The following is a 15,353-nucleotide window of genomic DNA, read 5'->3' as shown; positions in this document are numbered from 1 at the left end:
GTCGCTTTTCTATTTTATAAACAAAACCTCAGTTGTATTTGTTTATAAGACCATAGTAGAACACTACAGTATAATAGTTAACTCCACGATCATACCCGCTACTGATGAAAAATATTTTAATGCTATTAGCAGCACTTTTTATTTTAGGCTCCTGCCAGGGACAGCAGGCAAAAAAAACTGATTTCTCGAAGTTACCGGCAAAAAATACGGCAAGTTTGGATACAGCGACATTTGCGGCAGGTTGTTTTTGGTGTACTGAGGCACAATTCAAAGAGTTAAAGGGGGTTGTACATGTTGTTTCAGGATATACTGGCGGATGGGTAGCAAATCCAAGTTATACGCAGGTTTGTACAGGGAGCACAGGGCATGCGGAAGCAACCAATATTATTTTTGATCCAAAAGTGATCAGCTACGACAAACTATTGGAGGCCTTCTTTGTCGCACATGATCCAACAGAGCTCAATCGCCAGGGGAATGATATCGGCACCCAATATCGCTCGGCTATTTTTGTGCACGATAAAGAGCAGCTTGACAAGACGCAGTATTATCTTTCGGCGTTAGAAAAAGAGCATGTTTTCAATAAACCTATTGTAACCGAAGTAGTTCCGGCAACAGTCTTTTATCCTGCAGAAGACTATCATCAAGATTATTATAGATTAAATGGGAAAGAACCATACTGCCAATTGGTGATTAAACCGAAATTGGAAAAATTTAAACGTATCTTTTCCAAGGTGCTCAAAGAGGGACAGTAACTTTGGGTATTCATAAAATTTGAGGTAATTTTACTTCTATTAACGCTATTTAGTATCATGCTAACAAGTTGAAACCATGGTTTCTTATGCAAATAATGGAACGAACAAACTTGATAGCTTCATGATTCATTGATAGCATTTTTTGGATGAATAATTAATAATTGTAATATGTCTAAAGGATTTTTTACAGTTCCTGTTCCTACCAATGAACCGGTGTATACTTACGCTGTCGGAACGAAAGAACGTAAATTGTTGAAAGCAGCAATTGATGAGGCACGTTCGAAACAAATCGATATCCCAATGTATATTGGTGGTAAAGAAATCACTACTTCTAAAAAAGTAAACCTAGCTCCTCCACATGACCACCAACATATTTTAGGTCAATACAATCAAGGCGATAAATCTCACGTAACAGATGCAATCAATGCTGCTTTGGCGGCAAAAAAGGATTGGGAAAATCTTACTTGGGAGGATCGTGCTGCAATCTTTTTAAAAGCTGCTGAATTAATTTCGGGAAAATACCGTTATGAGTTGAATGCTGCTACAATGTTGGGGCAATCGAAGAACCCCTATCAGGCAGAAATTGATTCGGCATGTGAGATTGTGGATTTCTTGCGTTTCAATGTACAGTACATGAGTGAAATCTATAAGCAACAACCTCCTATATCAGGTAAAGGTGTTTGGAACCGTGTAGAACAACGTCCTCTTGAAGGTTTTGTATTTGCATTGACTCCATTTAATTTTACAGCTATTGCGGGTAATTTACCGTCGTGTGTTGCAATGATGGGTAATGTTGTTGTATGGAAACCATCCAATACCCAAATCTATTCAGCAAATGTATTGATGAAAATTTTCCGTGAAGCTGGTCTTCCGGATGGTGTAATCAACTTGGTGTATGTTTCAGGTCCTGATGCAGGTGATGTGATTTTCCAACACCCAGATTTCGCAGGTATCCATTTCACTGGCTCAACAGGAGTATTCCAAGACATTTGGAAAACGATCGGTAACAATATCCACCGTTATAAAACATATCCACGTATTGTTGGTGAGACTGGTGGTAAGGATTTTATCGTTGTACACCCTTCGGCTGATTTGAAGGTTGCGAATACAGCTTTAGTTCGTGGTGCTTTTGAATACCAAGGCCAGAAATGTTCTGCTGCCTCACGTGCATATATTCCTAAATCATTGTGGCCAGCATTGAAGGAATCTATGACGAATGACGTAAAATCTTTTACAATCGGCGGAACAGAGGATTTCACGAACTTTTTCAATGCTGTCATTGATGAGAAGTCGTTTGATAAATTAGCGAAGTATATCGACAGAGCTAAAGAATCTAATGAAGCAGAAATTGTAGTTGGTGGTACATACGATAAATCTAAAGGATATTTCATCCATCCAACAATCATTGAGGCTTCAAAACCAGATTACGAAACCATGGTTGAGGAATTGTTCGGACCTGTGCTGACGGTATATGTTTACGAGGATGCTAAGTTTGAAGAAACGTTAGCTATTGTTGATACAACATCTATTTATGCCTTGACAGGATCAATCATTGCGCAAGATCGTTATGCCATTAATTTAGCAACAGATAAATTGAGACATGCTGCGGGTAACTTCTATGTGAATGATAAGTGTACAGGTGCTGTCGTAGGTCAACAACCGTTTGGTGGTGCTAGAGGTTCGGGTACAAACGACAAAGCAGGATCAATGATCAATTTGCTTCGTTGGGTATCTCCTCGTACAATTAAAGAGACGTTTAATCCAGATACAGATTATAGATATCCTTTCTTGGAAAAGGGAGAATAAAGAAGCTAGCATAACAGCTTTGTTAAAATAGAAAAAGGCGCTTATAAAGCGCCTTTTCTATTTTTTAAATAATCCCAATTCTGTTCCGTCGTCTCTAGTCATCCGAATATTCAATGACTTGTTGTTCCCGGCCACATCGATGATGGTTCTTTTCCCCGCTTTTGGACCACCACCTATAAAGACAGGGTAATTGTGGTCTTTATCTGCTGGATAGTATCCATATTGATGGGTGTGGCCCGAGATCATGGCATCAATTTTATATTTCTGAAACAGGGGATGGAAACATGCTCTGTTATCCAGGGTGCCATGCCAGTCGTCCGAATGAAAAATTGGAATATGGCTAATGACAACAGTATGTTGAGCACGCTTTCTTTCTTTGGATTGGAGGACCTGTTCCAGCCATTGAGCCTGTTCTTTTCTGTAGTTATCGTAATCGACTGTTCCGGCGTATACCTCATGATTGTCAGGCTTGTCTTCGCCACTGTCTAGCATGATCCAAAAAATAGGCCCTCTTTTAAAGGCTTGGTAATACTTGTTGTCCGGATAACCAAAATATCGTTTGAAATTACGAGCGAAAGATCCCCTTGTCTCATGGTTTCCTCGATTCATGATGAATGGTTTGCTTGTCGCAAAAAATTCAATTGGCTTTAGCAATTTCTCTGTGATATCTTGCTGATTGGTGACATAATGAAATGAGTCTCCATTCATCACAAAGAAATCGTAAGGCGCGATATCCTGATTTGGGATAAGGTCATGATAACTGCTCTTTTCCTCATGTACATCGTTATATACAAGACAGCGAATCTGCTCTTGATCGCTCTTGGCTAATTTAGCCTCAAAAATAGGTGTTTCTATTTCTTGGCCATATACAATTTTATAAGGATCGAATTTTTGGACTTCCTTCGCCTTGATGCGATAGCGAAATGAGCGCGGCGCGTCCTCAATTGTAAAATGAAAAAAGTCAGTATTGGCGTTGATCATCCCATCTTCGGATTGGTAGATTTTTTTATGGACATTTCCTGCGTTATCGAGAATCTCGAGCCAAGCAAAAGCCTCTTTGCTCAAAATTGTAAAAATACTGACGCCTGTTTCCGTTTGATTCTGTAGATAGGCAGGTACGAGAAAACTGAACTCGCCTTCTGCCTCATTTGCTTCTTTTTCTTGCGCGACGCTTATATTCGGTAATGTAATCCCAGCCAGCGCCAGGACTTCTAAAAATCTTCTTCTGTTAAAATTCATATTTAAAGGTCACAAGTGGTTATTTAATATTTATCTCGACATATAATGGACGATGATCACTAGCGTATTTCTCGTCCAAAATTCGATGGTTAGAAAACCTTGCGGCAACTGTTTTATTGATCATGATATAATCAATTTCAGTAGTGGGTTTATCTTGAGGAAACGTAAATCCATTGGCAATACTGCTTTTTGTGAATATTTTGCTAAGTTCAATAATCGCTGGATCATTGGGCTCGGAGTTCAAATCACCGACAAGGATGGTGGGTAACTTTTCGTTTTTGAAGCGATTGGTGATGAATTTTGCCTGTTCGATTTTGTTTTTGTCTTTCAGGTCAAGGTGTGTATTCGCAAATAAGAGTTTCTTTTTGTGAATAGTGACTTCGATTACAGATAAACTACGTGTTTCGCTTTCCACAGGTGAGGGTAGAAGGTGTTTTTCTACACGTTCAATCGGATTTTTTGACAATATGGCGGTGCCATATTCACCTTTATCCAAGTCTATTCCTTTGGAAAATATATAGTGCATGCCTGTTAATTCGGCTAATTTCTTGGCTTGATTTTCAAAATATGATCTACCGAGATTAACATCGATTTCCTGAAGACCTACAATGTCAGCTTTGGAATTTTTAATAATCTTGGCAACCGTGTCAAGATTGATAATAGATTCTTTTTCAGTGGGTGGGTTTCCATGATGGATATTGAACGAGAGTACGCGTATTGTTTGTGCATGTAGATGGAATACTGAGCTTAGCAGTATTAGAAGGAATAGAATTAGTTTACGATTCATTGTTTATATTAAGTTTAGCATTTGGATGTCAGGCGTTTTTAATTCGCCTTTCTAAAATTAATAAAATCTATGAGTACAAATTGAAAACTTTGGACATGTAACAAAATAATCATCTAAGCACTTGAACTTTCGCAAAAAAATAGCCATCCTAAACAGGATGGCTACCTACATTATACTAATTTTTACAGGAACTAGTCTTCGTTTTCCTCGGTGTTAAGCATTGGATCTTCTCCTGTCACTTCAGCGCGGATTTTAGCTTCAAGTTCGTCCATTAAATCTGGATTGTCGAATAATAAGGCTTTAACAGCGTCTCGACCTTGTCCTAATTTGGTCTCACCATAGCTAAACCAGGAGCCTGCTTTTTTAATAATACCATATTCAACACCTAGATCAATGATTTCACCTACTTTAGAGATACCTTCACCAAAGATGATATCAAATTCCGCTATGCGGAACGGAGGGGCTACTTTATTTTTTACAATCTTCACTTTTACGCGGTTACCCGATACTTCATCAGAATCTTTGATTTGTGATGTACGACGGATATCTAAACGTACAGAAGCGTAAAATTTTAAGGCATTACCACCAGTTGTTGTTTCTGGGTTACCAAACATGACACCAATTTTTTCACGCAATTGGTTGATGAAAATACAACAACAGTTTGTTTTTGAAATTGTACCTGTTAACTTACGTAAAGCCTGAGACATCAAACGAGCTTGAAGCCCCATTTTAGAATCGCCCATTTCGCCTTCGATCTCGCCTTTTGGTACCAAAGCCGCAACGGAGTCAATGACAATAACGTCGATTGCACCAGAACGGATTAGGTTATCAGCAATTTCTAAACCTTGCTCACCATTATCCGGTTGAGAAATCAATAAATTTTCTACATCTACGCCTAATTTTTGAGCGTAATATTTATCAAAAGCATGTTCAGCATCAATGATTGCTGCAATACCGCCTTTTTTTTGTGCCTCTGCAACAATGTGAGTTGCTAAGGTAGTTTTACCCGAAGATTCAGGTCCGTATATTTCAATGATACGGCCTTTTGGTACACCGCCAATGCCTAAGGCGATATCCAAGCCTAGAGATCCTGTAGAAATAGCTTCGATCGGCTCAACAGCAGTATCCCCTAACTTCATAATTGAACCTTTTCCAAAGTTCTTCTCCAATTTATCTAACGTCAGCTGTAAAGCCTTTAGTTTATCTGTGTTGCTCATATTTTTAGTATATATTTCTCAAAATTAAAAATTAAAAATCATAAACCAAATATTTTCACTAAAAAAATTAGCTTTTTGTTTCTGATATAGCTGAAACACTTTTTATATGGTGATTTTTTTCAAAGTATTTGCACATATAAGTAATAGGGCATTTCTCACACATTGGTTTTCGGGCCAGACATATGTAACGTCCGTGTAAGATAAGCCAATGATGAGCAATGGCAATTGTATCTTTGGGTAGATTTTTTACCAACTGTTTTTCTACAGCCAATGGCGTTGTCGCACGATAGGTTAGCCCAAGACGATTTGCAACACGAAAAACATGGGTATCTACGGCCATCGCCGGATTATGATAAACAACAGATGAAATGACATTAGCAGTTTTTCGACCTACACCAGGAAGTTTCACAAGATCCTCAATTTTTTCGGGTACAATGTTGTTGAACTTTTCAATCAGTAGTTGAGCCATTCCAACAAGGTGTTTGGCCTTGTTATTTGGATAGCTTACGGATCGTATATAGCTAAACACCTCGTCTACACTAGAAGCTGCCAAACTGTGTGCATCAGGGTAGCGTTCAAACAATTTGGGCGTGACTTGGTTGATCCTTTTATCTGTACATTGTGCAGATAAAATAACAGCGACCAGTAATTCAAACGGATTACTATAGTTGAGTTCTGTCTGTGCGTCAGGACTATTTTTGGAGAAATAATCTACGAAAGCCTTGTATCGTTCTTGTTTTAACATCGGTTCAAAACTAGCCAAAATTTCCATCAAAAAAGAAATTTTGAAACCTACTACATGGTGAATACTCTGATTTTAATGTGCAAAACGGAAGGGAAGTCTCAACTGTTTTGGATCATAGATAAATCAAGACGATATTAAGGTTAAAAAATAAGGCCTAATCTCCCAGATTAGGCCTTTCTTTTTTCCAGTTGTTTCGAATATGCCAGGATATTCTCTACACTTCTTTTGCTTGGATGAAGCAACATTTTTGGTAATTGAAGTTTCAATTCATTTTCTATGTCCTCGTCTGTCATTACCTTCTCGTTTTGGGTTAGCAAATTTTGAACTTCGTTTTCTGATTGGGTAAAGTTTTCTACCATAAGCATCTGTTGTTTTGTCTCTGTAAGTTAAATAATTAAACGGACAAAAGATAGTTTTGGTATAAAAAACGAGAAAATATTTATTTTTTCTTTTTGTTGGTATATTCTTCTGCTTTTATAATGGCGTTATAAGCATTGACGATTCCTCCGGTGACCGAGATGTCCGCTAATCGAACCGTTTTGGTGGCATCTTCACCAACCTTTATCTGTACCAGTTGGTTCGGCTTTTCCACCGATTCCATAATAATCTGTTTGGTTTCCACCGCGCTCAAATTGGGATAATAAGATCGAATCATTGCCGCCAGACCAGCGACAACGGGCGCAGCCATACTCGTGCCCTGTTCTTCTTTATACTTGGAATCTGGTACCGTTGAGTTGATGTGGACGCCAGGAGCAAAAACGTCGACCGTTTTTTTGCCATAATTGGAAAAATCGGCTAATAGTTCATTGTCCAAATGAAGACCGGTTGCGCCTACGGTGATCCATGCATTGGCAACTCCGGTGGTATCACCTTTTCCATCCGTATAATACTTCATTGGAAAATTAGGTTCTATATCGTTATCTTCACTGTCATTTCCTGCGGCATGAACCATCAATACATCTTTGGATTCAGCATATCTGATGGCATCGTCTACGGCCTGCTTATTATGGGCATAACTTTTCCCAAAGCTCATGTTCAGTACTTTGGCTCCGTTGTCTGCAGCGTAGCGAATAGCATTTGCGACGTCTTTGTCACGCTCATCACCATCAGGGACGAGTCTAACCGTGAGTATTTTAACGTTATCCGCTACTCCATTGATACCGATATTATTATTGCGTTTTGCACCGATAATTCCTGCGACATGGCTGCCATGTAATGCATCTGGTCCCTTTACGTCCGCGTTGCCATAATGGCGCTCTGAAGCATCTTCATAATTATCGCCAACAATAGGTCGAGAATCGTATGCTTTGTTTAAATGATAATCAACTTGATTGTTGAAATATTTTGCACCTTCGGTGATATCATCAAAAAATTTGGCAAAGCCGCCGTTGTGGATTTCATCCTTTGCATAGCCCAGTGCGATGCGTTGCGTATTTGTGGTCGCTTTGAAATTGTCTATGTCCTCCTGTGTGATATCCTCGGGCTTTTTACCTATTTCACGTACCACAGCGTCTATGTTGCGTTTGAGCGCATCGTACGAAAATTGACCCATTTTAGCTTCTTCTAGCTTGTTTTTATATTTGGCAAGCATTTTTTGATAACTAGCGAAAGCTTTTCGACCAGCTTCATTGAGTTCTGTTGCCGCTGTGATGTTTGCAAACTTTTCGTCCAGTATCCTAAGCTGTCTTGTCAGTTCAAGGTTGTCAAACTGAACATCTTCTCCATTGGCGTTTCCAATAAAGTTCCAGCCATATTTATCATTGATATAGCCATTGCCATCATTATCTATACCATTTGCAAGACTATCCTTCACATTGATCCACACGACATCTTTGAGGTCCTCGTGATAAACATCCACACCTCCATCCAATACGCCAACGATGACTGGAGTGGATTTTCTCCCTTTCAATAAAGTTTTATACGTTTTTTCGGTACTGATTCCCATCACCCCATCCGTTTTATAGTCCAAATTAAACCAATTTGCTGGAATGGTATCCGATTGTCCGAAAGAGATAAGTGGCAATGAGCCTAAAGCAATTAGATATAGTGATTTTTTTAAATTCATATGTAAATAATTCTTAATGAAGTGTCTGCTTTCAATGATTGCCATGAACGCATTCCACCTGGTTATTCTCTCCTGTGTGTTTTAATTTTTTTTCAAGAGCGTGCCTGCTCATTTATTCCTAACTATAGCAGAATAGCAAAGATAATGCTAATGCTTCTTCTGAACTGTTAATTTTTATTAAAAGTATTTATAATCCATATCTCTTATTAAACTGTTGACGAAATATCTTAAATTCAAATCTTTCTAGGAGGCTCCTGTTTTATGGGATGGTCCGGACAGCAGAATGAGAAAGCGTTTATATTAAATAGCGAATAAGAAAGCGAATGCAACAAAATAAAAAAATAGTTTGGCCTAATGTAATGGCCCCAATGGCAGCAGTTTACCCTCATGTAAGAAACATACATGATGATGCTGTGCGAGATGATTATTATTGGATGATTGATTACTTTAAAAAAGGAGAAAAAGCTCAAGAAGTTATTGACTATCTGGAAAAGGAAAACGATTACACCAGTTTGATGCTTCAGGATACAGTAGACCTACAGGAGGATCTTTTTCACGAATTGAAGTCCCGTATTAAGGAAAAAGACGAGTCGGTACCTTATTTCAAAAATGGCTACTACTATTATAGCCGTACGGAAGAGGGGAAACAGTATTTTAAATTCTGTCGGAAAAAGGGTACGCTTGAGGGCGAAGAAGAAGTGCTATTGGATGTAGATCAGCTTGCCCAAGGGCATGCATATTATACGGCAAAGGGATTTTCGGTTAGTCCGGATAATCGTTTGCTTGCCTTTAGTGTGGATACCGTATCCCGGAGGGAATATACCATATTTATCAAAAATATTGAGACCGGAGAAATTTATCACGACCAGATAAAGAATACAGAGGGGGCAGCGATATGGGGAAATGATAACCTGACGTTGTTTTATACGGCTAAAAATCCTATAACTTTACTTAGCGAGAGGATTATGCGACATACATTGGGCAGCGATACAAAAGCGGATGTGGCCGTGTATGAAGAGAAAGATAATACAAATTATATTGCTGTCGGGAAATCCAAAAATGGAAAATATATCATCATCAATTCTGAAGGGACATTGTCTTCAGAAATTTGGATATTGAATGCTGATTTACCGCAGTCGGAATTTCGCGTTTTTCAGCCAAGGATACACAATGTTCTCTATTCGGTCATTGCATTGGACGATCGCTTTTTAATTCTGACCAATGATGAGGCCATCAATTTTCAAATCATGCAATGTCCCTTAGATCGTACAGAGCGCGGTAACTGGCAGACATTCATCGATCATCGACCGGATGTATTGGTCAGCGATATTAAAGAGTTTAAGGGTTTTCTAGCTATTGCTGAACGAAAAAACGGATTGACTCAATTGGCAATTTATAATTTAAATAGTCAGCAACAGCACTATTTGGATTTTGGAGAAGTTACCTACACGGTATATCCGGCTATTAATGTTGAATACAACAGCGATAAGTTGCGATATGGCTATACTTCTTTAGTAACACCAAGCTCAGTCTATGAATATGACATGGCTAAGCAGGAGAAAGTATTGTTAAAGCAACAGGAGATTTTGGGTGGATATGACCAAGCTGCATATATCAGCGAGCGTGTTTTTGCAACGGCAAGAGATGGTATTCAGGTGCCGATCTCTATTGTTTATAAAAAAGGAACCAAACTTGATGGTTCAGCTCCATTGTTGCAATATGCCTATGGATCTTACGGGGCATCGATGGACCCCACTTTTTCGAGCAATCGACTGAGTTTGTTGGATCGTGGATTTATCTACGCTTTGGCACATATCAGAGGTGGAGAGGAAATGGGGCGGCAGTGGTATGAAGATGGGAAAATGATGCATAAGATGAATACCTTTTATGATTTTGTGGATTGTGGTAAATACCTGATTGATCGACATTATTGTACACCCGAACATCTTTATGCACAGGGGGGAAGTGCAGGAGGTTTGCTGATGGGCGTAGTCGCTAATATTGCGCCCGAGCTATATCATGGCATAATAGCTCAGGTACCGTTTGTGGATGTAGTGAATACCATGTTGGACGATACTATACCGTTGACTACAAATGAATATGATGAATGGGGCAATCCCAATGAAAAGGAAGCTTATAGTTATATGAAGGCCTATTCTCCATATGAAAACATTGAAGCAAAAGAATACCCCAATTTATTGGTCACAACTGGGCTTCACGACAGTCAGGTGCAGTATTTTGAACCAGCAAAATGGGTGGCTAAACTTAGGGCAACTAAAACCGGAGGTACGGTTTTACTTTTAAAGACAGATATGGATTATGGCCACGGTGGGGCATCTGGTCGATTTGACTACTTAAAGGAAATTGCATTGGAATATGCTTTTCTCTTTAAATTAGAAGGTCTTATTTGAAATTATACAAACGAACAATAAAAAAGCGGCATTCGCCGCTTTTTTATTGTTGAGCATGATTAATGCTATCCTGTTGTTTTTGTAAACGCTCTTCCCGCTCGATCTCTCTCGAGTCGATCTGATGCTGTTGATAATTGTCCATGGCCACTTTACTGGCTTTCTGCGATACGTAAATCGCTAATAGGGCAACAATAGTAATGATTGCTATTCCCCAGGCATATTTATGTTTGTCCTGTTTGACGAGCCAATACATAAAGATAATGTAAGGGACAGCAAAAATAAGATAGAAAATTAAACTCGGTGACATACTATTCTCCATTAAATGATCCCTACAAAAGTATTGTTTTTGACTAAAAATAACGAACCGATAGGAAAAACAACAATTTTAATTGATAAAGCCTTAAACCTTTATACGTTTTGTTGTCAAATTAATATCGCTAATGTGCGCGGTCTATTGCCGGCTTATTGCGGATTAATTGCTTGAAAATGAAGCTTACAACGCGGTTTTGATGGTAGATTGTAAATTTTTGATTTTTGCAAAAAATCAATTAGAATATTGTGGAAAAGAAAAAAATATTTTTATACATTTGCATCGTCAGAAACAATTGACAGCGCATTAAAAAATGAAACAGAACAAAAAGAACGATTATTCTTATACTCAAGCTTTTGAGAAGTTTATGAGGAAGGTCTTCTGTGCTTTCATTTTTGTAGAAATACCTGTTTTACGCCTCCGACGACCTATACTACCTCGGGCTTGATTTGAGGTAGTGAATCTTTCCAAGCAAGACCATGATTGTCCGATGGTTTTGAATCCATTATTTTAATTTATTTAGTAACAAAACACGACAGTAGTTGTTGTTTTATTATTAGGGTCGTAAGTCAATGACTATATCAGATTTTTTAATTATCCCGGCTAAACCTGAGCATGCACATTATGCAGAGGTTATTTGCGACGAAATGTTCGAGTCTGCAAAGGCTCGTGGTACTGGTATTGCGCGTCGTAAACCAGAATACGTTGCCAACAAGATGAATGAAGGTAAAGCAGTGATTGCTTTACATAGAGATGGCCGATGGGCAGGTTTTTGTTATATAGAAACTTGGGGGCATGGTGATTATGTTGCGAACTCAGGTTTGATTGTCAATCCCGAATTCAGAAAAGTCGGTTTGGCAAAAGCGATCAAAAAAAGAGTCTTCGAACTTTCCCGTGAGAAATACCCTAAAGCGAAGATCTTTGGTTTGACAACCGGGTTTGCCGTGATGAAAATCAACTCAGAACTAGGCTATGAACCGGTTCCATATTCCGAATTGACCTCCGATGATGAATTTTGGAAGGGTTGTCAAAGTTGCGTGAATTATGAAATTCTGATGAGCAAAGACCGTAAAAACTGTATGTGTACAGCCATGCTTTGGGACCCCGAAGAGAAAGAACGTGAATTGCGAGAGAAGATCCAGCGCAAGCATGAAGCGAAAGAACGCTTGGAAAGAATTACACAAAAACAGTCTCTGCTAAAGCGTATACAGGCGAAGTTTTGGAAATCGGCCAATAAATTTATTGCCGTCAATTTTCCGAAGCATAACAAAGTAGCAAAAGGATATTAAGCTAAAGCTGATCGATTATATTGAAAATAGATGTAACAGGTAACTGAAGACGTTCATAATAACAAGATCAGTTCAAGGTTCTCTCAACATAATAATAAAAAACCGAGTGAAACGAGCTTAAGTCAGCCGTTGAAAACAAACACTCATAAAATAACATTCTAATGAAAAAAGTAGTTTTAGCATTTAGTGGCGGATTAGATACTTCATTCTGTTGTATTTATCTTACACAAGATTTAGGTTTAGAAGTTCATTCCGTAGTTGTAAATACAGGTGGTTTTTCGGATGAAGAATTAAAAAATATTGAAGAACGTGCTTATGCTTTAGGTGTGAAATCACATACAGCTATAGACGAAACGGCAGACTATTACCGCGAAACTATTAAATTTTTGATTTTTGGCAATGTGTTAAAAAATGCGACTTATCCATTGTCAGTATCTGCTGAGCGTGTATGCCAAGCAACCGCAATTGCAAACTACGCAAAGAAAATTGGTGCTGAATGTGTTGCTCATGGATCTACCGGTGCAGGAAACGACCAAGTACGTTTCGATATGATTTTCCAGACCCTGATTCCAGGAGTGGAAATTATCACCCCAATCCGTGATCTGCAATTGTCGCGTGAAGCCGAAATTGAGTATTTGAATAAGCATGGTGTAGAGTATTCTGCTGAAAAAGCAAAATACTCCATCAATAAAGGACTTTGGGGTACTTCTGTTGGTGGAGCAGAAACATTGACATCCAACCAATATTTGCCTGAATCGGCATGGCCTACTCCAGTGACTTCTTCAGAGCCACAACAAATTACAATCGATTTTGAAAAAGGAGAACCTGTGGCCTTAAATGGTGAGAAAATGGCTTCTGTTAAAGTGATTCAAGAATTACAGGCAATCGCTCAACCATACGGTATTGGCCGTGATATCCACGTGGGTGATACCATCATTGGTATCAAAGGTCGTGTGGGTTTTGAAGCTGCTGCTTCTGTCATTTTAATTAAGGCACACCATGCCTTAGAAAAACATACCTTGACCAAATGGCAATTGTCTTGGAAAGACCAAATCGCTGCTTTCTATGGAAATTATATGCACGAAGGCCAAATGCACGATCCCGTTATGCGTGATATTGAAGCATTCTTGCAATCTTCACAAGAAACAGTGACTGGCCGAGTGATTGTTGAACTTCACCCATACCGTTTTGTCGTCATTGGTGTCGAGTCTGAACACGATTTGATGTCCAATAAATTCGGTAGCTATGGTGAGATGAATAAGGGCTATACAGGTGACGATGTGAAAGGTTTCTCCAAAATTTTTGGAAATCAAACCATCATTTGGCACAAAGTGAATAAAAAATAAACCGTGTTTTGTGCCCTGTATTTTTTCTTAACGTAAAATTGATAAGAAAAAATACAGGGCATAATGGGGGACAACACATCCCTAAATTCTAAATTCAAAAAAATGATAAGAGTAGGAATAATTGGTTCGGCAGGATATACTGGTGGTGAATTATTACGTGTATTGATTTATCATCCTGAGGTGGAAATCGTATTTGCTAATAGTGCTTCCAATGCAGGAAATAAGTTATATGAAGTTCACAATGATTTATTTGGCGATACTGAATTGACCTTCTCTTCCGACTATCACTCCGCGATTGATGTCTTGTTTTTATGTGTGGGCCATGGAGATGCACGCAAATTTTTAGATGCAAATCCGATCGATGCATCCGTGAAGATTATTGATCTTTCACAAGATTATCGTCTTCGTGCGAATACAGCTTTCCAAGGGCACCAATTTGTGTATGGGCTTCCAGAACTAAACAAAGAAGCAATCAAAACAGCGCAGTATATTGCAAACCCAGGATGCTTTGCTACAAACATACAATTGGCTTTATTGCCATTAGCGAGTAAAGGCTTATTACCGGATCAAATCCATGTTAATGCAACGACTGGATCAACAGGAGCGGGGCAAAAACCGGGTGCAACCACGCATTTTTCCTGGCGTAACAATAATCTTTCTGCTTACAAATCTTTTGAACACCAGCATTTACAGGAAATTTCAGAATCTTTGGATCAGCTGCAAGCGGGATTTTTACCGGTGTCAGCAGGATCGTTGTTGGAACGTGCTGCAGCAAAAATTAATTTTGTTCCACAACGTGGAGATTTTGCCCGGGGAATTTTCTCGGCTATTTATGTAGACACCGATTTGTCTGAAGAGCAGGCCTACGCATTGTATGAGAGCTATTATGCCGCTCACCCTTTTACGCATATCAGCAAAAAAAATATCGACCTTAAGCAGGTTGTCAATACAAATAAAAGTATTATCCACCTCGAAAAGCACGGAAATAAGCTCCTTATTTTAAATGCGACTGATAATTTGCTTAAAGGAGCATCCGGTCAAGCTGTACAAAATATGAACTTAATGTTCGGTTTAGACGAGCGTACAGGATTAAACTTGAAAAGCGTTGGTTTTTAACCCTTTTTAGGATATTAAACAGCAATATTAACAAGTTGTGAATAACTTGGGAGTTCGTCCTGAAAGCGAAATAAGGTTTTCAACATTTTATTAATATCGTGTGGAAAAGTGAAGGGTAGCCCCTTCACTTTTTTTATGAATCGGTCTTTCGAAACGTACATTATCCAGTTATGAACAATGATATGTCGTTTTTCAAAAAAACGGACTCTTATGTCGACAGCCTATTGAATCAGAGTGAATTGATAGGTTGGACTTTGATGATGGATATTA

13 protein-coding genes are annotated in these 15,353 nt (G+C 38.7%); 6 read left to right on the top strand and 7 right to left on the bottom strand.

Annotation, left to right across the window (positions count from 1 at the left end):
* The first annotated feature begins 104 nt into the window (after window positions 1-104).
* On the top strand, window positions 105-752 hold the full coding sequence (gene msrA, locus B2O97_RS09625) for a peptide-methionine (S)-S-oxide reductase MsrA (RefSeq protein ID WP_070561964.1): 648 nt from the start codon (window positions 105-107) through the stop codon (window positions 750-752).
* Window positions 753-920: 168 nt separating this feature from the next.
* Window positions 921-2,558: an L-glutamate gamma-semialdehyde dehydrogenase gene (pruA, locus tag B2O97_RS09620; protein ID WP_070561966.1), complete on the top strand. Its 1,638-nt coding sequence runs from the start codon at window positions 921-923 to the stop codon at window positions 2,556-2,558.
* 57 nt (window positions 2,559-2,615) lie between these two features.
* On the opposite strand, the gene B2O97_RS09615 is transcribed toward pruA, so the two are convergent.
* The 6 genes from B2O97_RS09615 to B2O97_RS09590 form a co-directional block, all read right to left on the bottom strand.
* The gene (locus tag B2O97_RS09615) at window positions 2,616-3,797 is read right to left on the bottom strand and encodes a metallophosphoesterase family protein (protein WP_070561968.1); all 1,182 of its coding nucleotides are present in this window, start codon (window positions 3,795-3,797) and stop codon (window positions 2,616-2,618) included.
* Window positions 3,798-3,816: 19 nt separating this feature from the next.
* A complete protein-coding gene (locus B2O97_RS09610) occupies window positions 3,817-4,584 on the bottom strand; it encodes an endonuclease/exonuclease/phosphatase family protein (protein ID WP_286710089.1) in 768 nt (255 codons plus the stop codon).
* Window positions 4,585-4,775: 191 nt separating this feature from the next.
* The gene (gene recA / locus B2O97_RS09605) at window positions 4,776-5,801 is read right to left on the bottom strand and encodes a recombinase RecA (protein ID WP_070561972.1); all 1,026 of its coding nucleotides are present in this window, start codon (window positions 5,799-5,801) and stop codon (window positions 4,776-4,778) included.
* A 67-nt stretch (window positions 5,802-5,868) separates the two neighbouring features.
* A complete protein-coding gene (nth, locus tag B2O97_RS09600) occupies window positions 5,869-6,546 on the bottom strand; it encodes an endonuclease III (RefSeq protein WP_070562044.1) in 678 nt (225 codons plus the stop codon).
* A 167-nt stretch (window positions 6,547-6,713) separates the two neighbouring features.
* Window positions 6,714-6,905 carry a hypothetical protein gene (locus B2O97_RS09595; protein WP_139144906.1) on the bottom strand — a complete coding sequence of 64 codons (192 nt, stop codon included), beginning with the start codon at window positions 6,903-6,905 and terminating at the stop codon, window positions 6,714-6,716.
* Between the two features lie 80 nt (window positions 6,906-6,985).
* A complete protein-coding gene (locus B2O97_RS09590; RefSeq protein ID WP_286754825.1) occupies window positions 6,986-8,611 on the bottom strand; it encodes a S8 family serine peptidase in 1,626 nt (541 codons plus the stop codon).
* A gap of 368 nt (window positions 8,612-8,979) precedes the next feature.
* On the opposite strand from B2O97_RS09590, the gene B2O97_RS09585 reads away from it, so the two are divergent.
* Complete coding sequence (locus tag B2O97_RS09585; RefSeq protein ID WP_254667650.1) at window positions 8,980-11,022, top strand: S9 family peptidase; 2,043 nt, start codon at window positions 8,980-8,982, stop codon at window positions 11,020-11,022.
* 43 nt (window positions 11,023-11,065) lie between these two features.
* On the opposite strand, the gene B2O97_RS09580 is transcribed toward B2O97_RS09585, so the two are convergent.
* Window positions 11,066-11,329 carry a hypothetical protein gene (locus tag B2O97_RS09580; protein ID WP_046674987.1) on the bottom strand — a complete coding sequence of 88 codons (264 nt, stop codon included), beginning with the start codon at window positions 11,327-11,329 and terminating at the stop codon, window positions 11,066-11,068.
* A 575-nt stretch (window positions 11,330-11,904) separates the two neighbouring features.
* On the opposite strand from B2O97_RS09580, the gene B2O97_RS09575 reads away from it, so the two are divergent.
* From B2O97_RS09575 to argC, 3 genes are all read left to right on the top strand, one after another.
* On the top strand, window positions 11,905-12,621 hold the full coding sequence (locus B2O97_RS09575; protein ID WP_070561978.1) for a GNAT family N-acetyltransferase: 717 nt from the start codon (window positions 11,905-11,907) through the stop codon (window positions 12,619-12,621).
* A gap of 161 nt (window positions 12,622-12,782) precedes the next feature.
* Complete coding sequence (gene argG / locus B2O97_RS09570; protein ID WP_070561980.1) at window positions 12,783-13,967, top strand: argininosuccinate synthase; 1,185 nt, start codon at window positions 12,783-12,785, stop codon at window positions 13,965-13,967.
* Window positions 13,968-14,069: 102 nt separating this feature from the next.
* Window positions 14,070-15,083, top strand: a complete 1,014-nt coding sequence (argC, locus tag B2O97_RS09565; protein WP_139144907.1) for an N-acetyl-gamma-glutamyl-phosphate reductase — start codon at window positions 14,070-14,072, stop codon at window positions 15,081-15,083.
* Window positions 15,084-15,353 lie beyond the last annotated feature (270 nt).

This window comes from Sphingobacterium sp. UBA865, from assembly GCF_002295765.1.
GTDB lineage: Bacteria > Bacteroidota > Bacteroidia > Sphingobacteriales > Sphingobacteriaceae > Sphingobacterium > Sphingobacterium multivorum.
The sequence above is the reverse complement of the archived record's forward strand: the minus strand, read 5'-3'. Positions and strand labels throughout refer to the sequence as shown.

What these genes read in the sequence shown, in the direction of transcription:
- B2O97_RS09615 (WP_070561968.1), bottom strand. Translation starts at nt 3,797, where the DNA reads ATGAATTTTAACAGAAGAAGATTTTTAGAAGTCCTGGCGCTGGCTGGG.
- nth (WP_070562044.1), bottom strand. Translation starts at nt 6,546, where the DNA reads ATGTTAAAACAAGAACGATACAAGGCTTTCGTAGATTATTTCTCCAAA.
- msrA (WP_070561964.1), top strand. Translation starts at nt 105, where the DNA reads ATGAAAAATATTTTAATGCTATTAGCAGCACTTTTTATTTTAGGCTCC.
- pruA (WP_070561966.1), top strand. Translation starts at nt 921, where the DNA reads ATGTCTAAAGGATTTTTTACAGTTCCTGTTCCTACCAATGAACCGGTG.
- argC (WP_139144907.1), top strand. Translation starts at nt 14,070, where the DNA reads ATGATAAGAGTAGGAATAATTGGTTCGGCAGGATATACTGGTGGTGAA.
- B2O97_RS09590 (WP_286754825.1), bottom strand. Translation starts at nt 8,611, where the DNA reads ATGAATTTAAAAAAATCACTATATCTAATTGCTTTAGGCTCATTGCCA.
- recA (WP_070561972.1), bottom strand. Translation starts at nt 5,801, where the DNA reads ATGAGCAACACAGATAAACTAAAGGCTTTACAGCTGACGTTAGATAAA.
- B2O97_RS09585 (WP_254667650.1), top strand. Translation starts at nt 8,980, where the DNA reads ATGGCAGCAGTTTACCCTCATGTAAGAAACATACATGATGATGCTGTG.
- B2O97_RS09595 (WP_139144906.1), bottom strand. Translation starts at nt 6,905, where the DNA reads ATGGTAGAAAACTTTACCCAATCAGAAAACGAAGTTCAAAATTTGCTA.
- B2O97_RS09610 (WP_286710089.1), bottom strand. Translation starts at nt 4,584, where the DNA reads ATGAATCGTAAACTAATTCTATTCCTTCTAATACTGCTAAGCTCAGTA.
- B2O97_RS09575 (WP_070561978.1), top strand. Translation starts at nt 11,905, where the DNA reads ATGACTATATCAGATTTTTTAATTATCCCGGCTAAACCTGAGCATGCA.
- B2O97_RS09580 (WP_046674987.1), bottom strand. Translation starts at nt 11,329, where the DNA reads ATGTCACCGAGTTTAATTTTCTATCTTATTTTTGCTGTCCCTTACATT.
- argG (WP_070561980.1), top strand. Translation starts at nt 12,783, where the DNA reads ATGAAAAAAGTAGTTTTAGCATTTAGTGGCGGATTAGATACTTCATTC.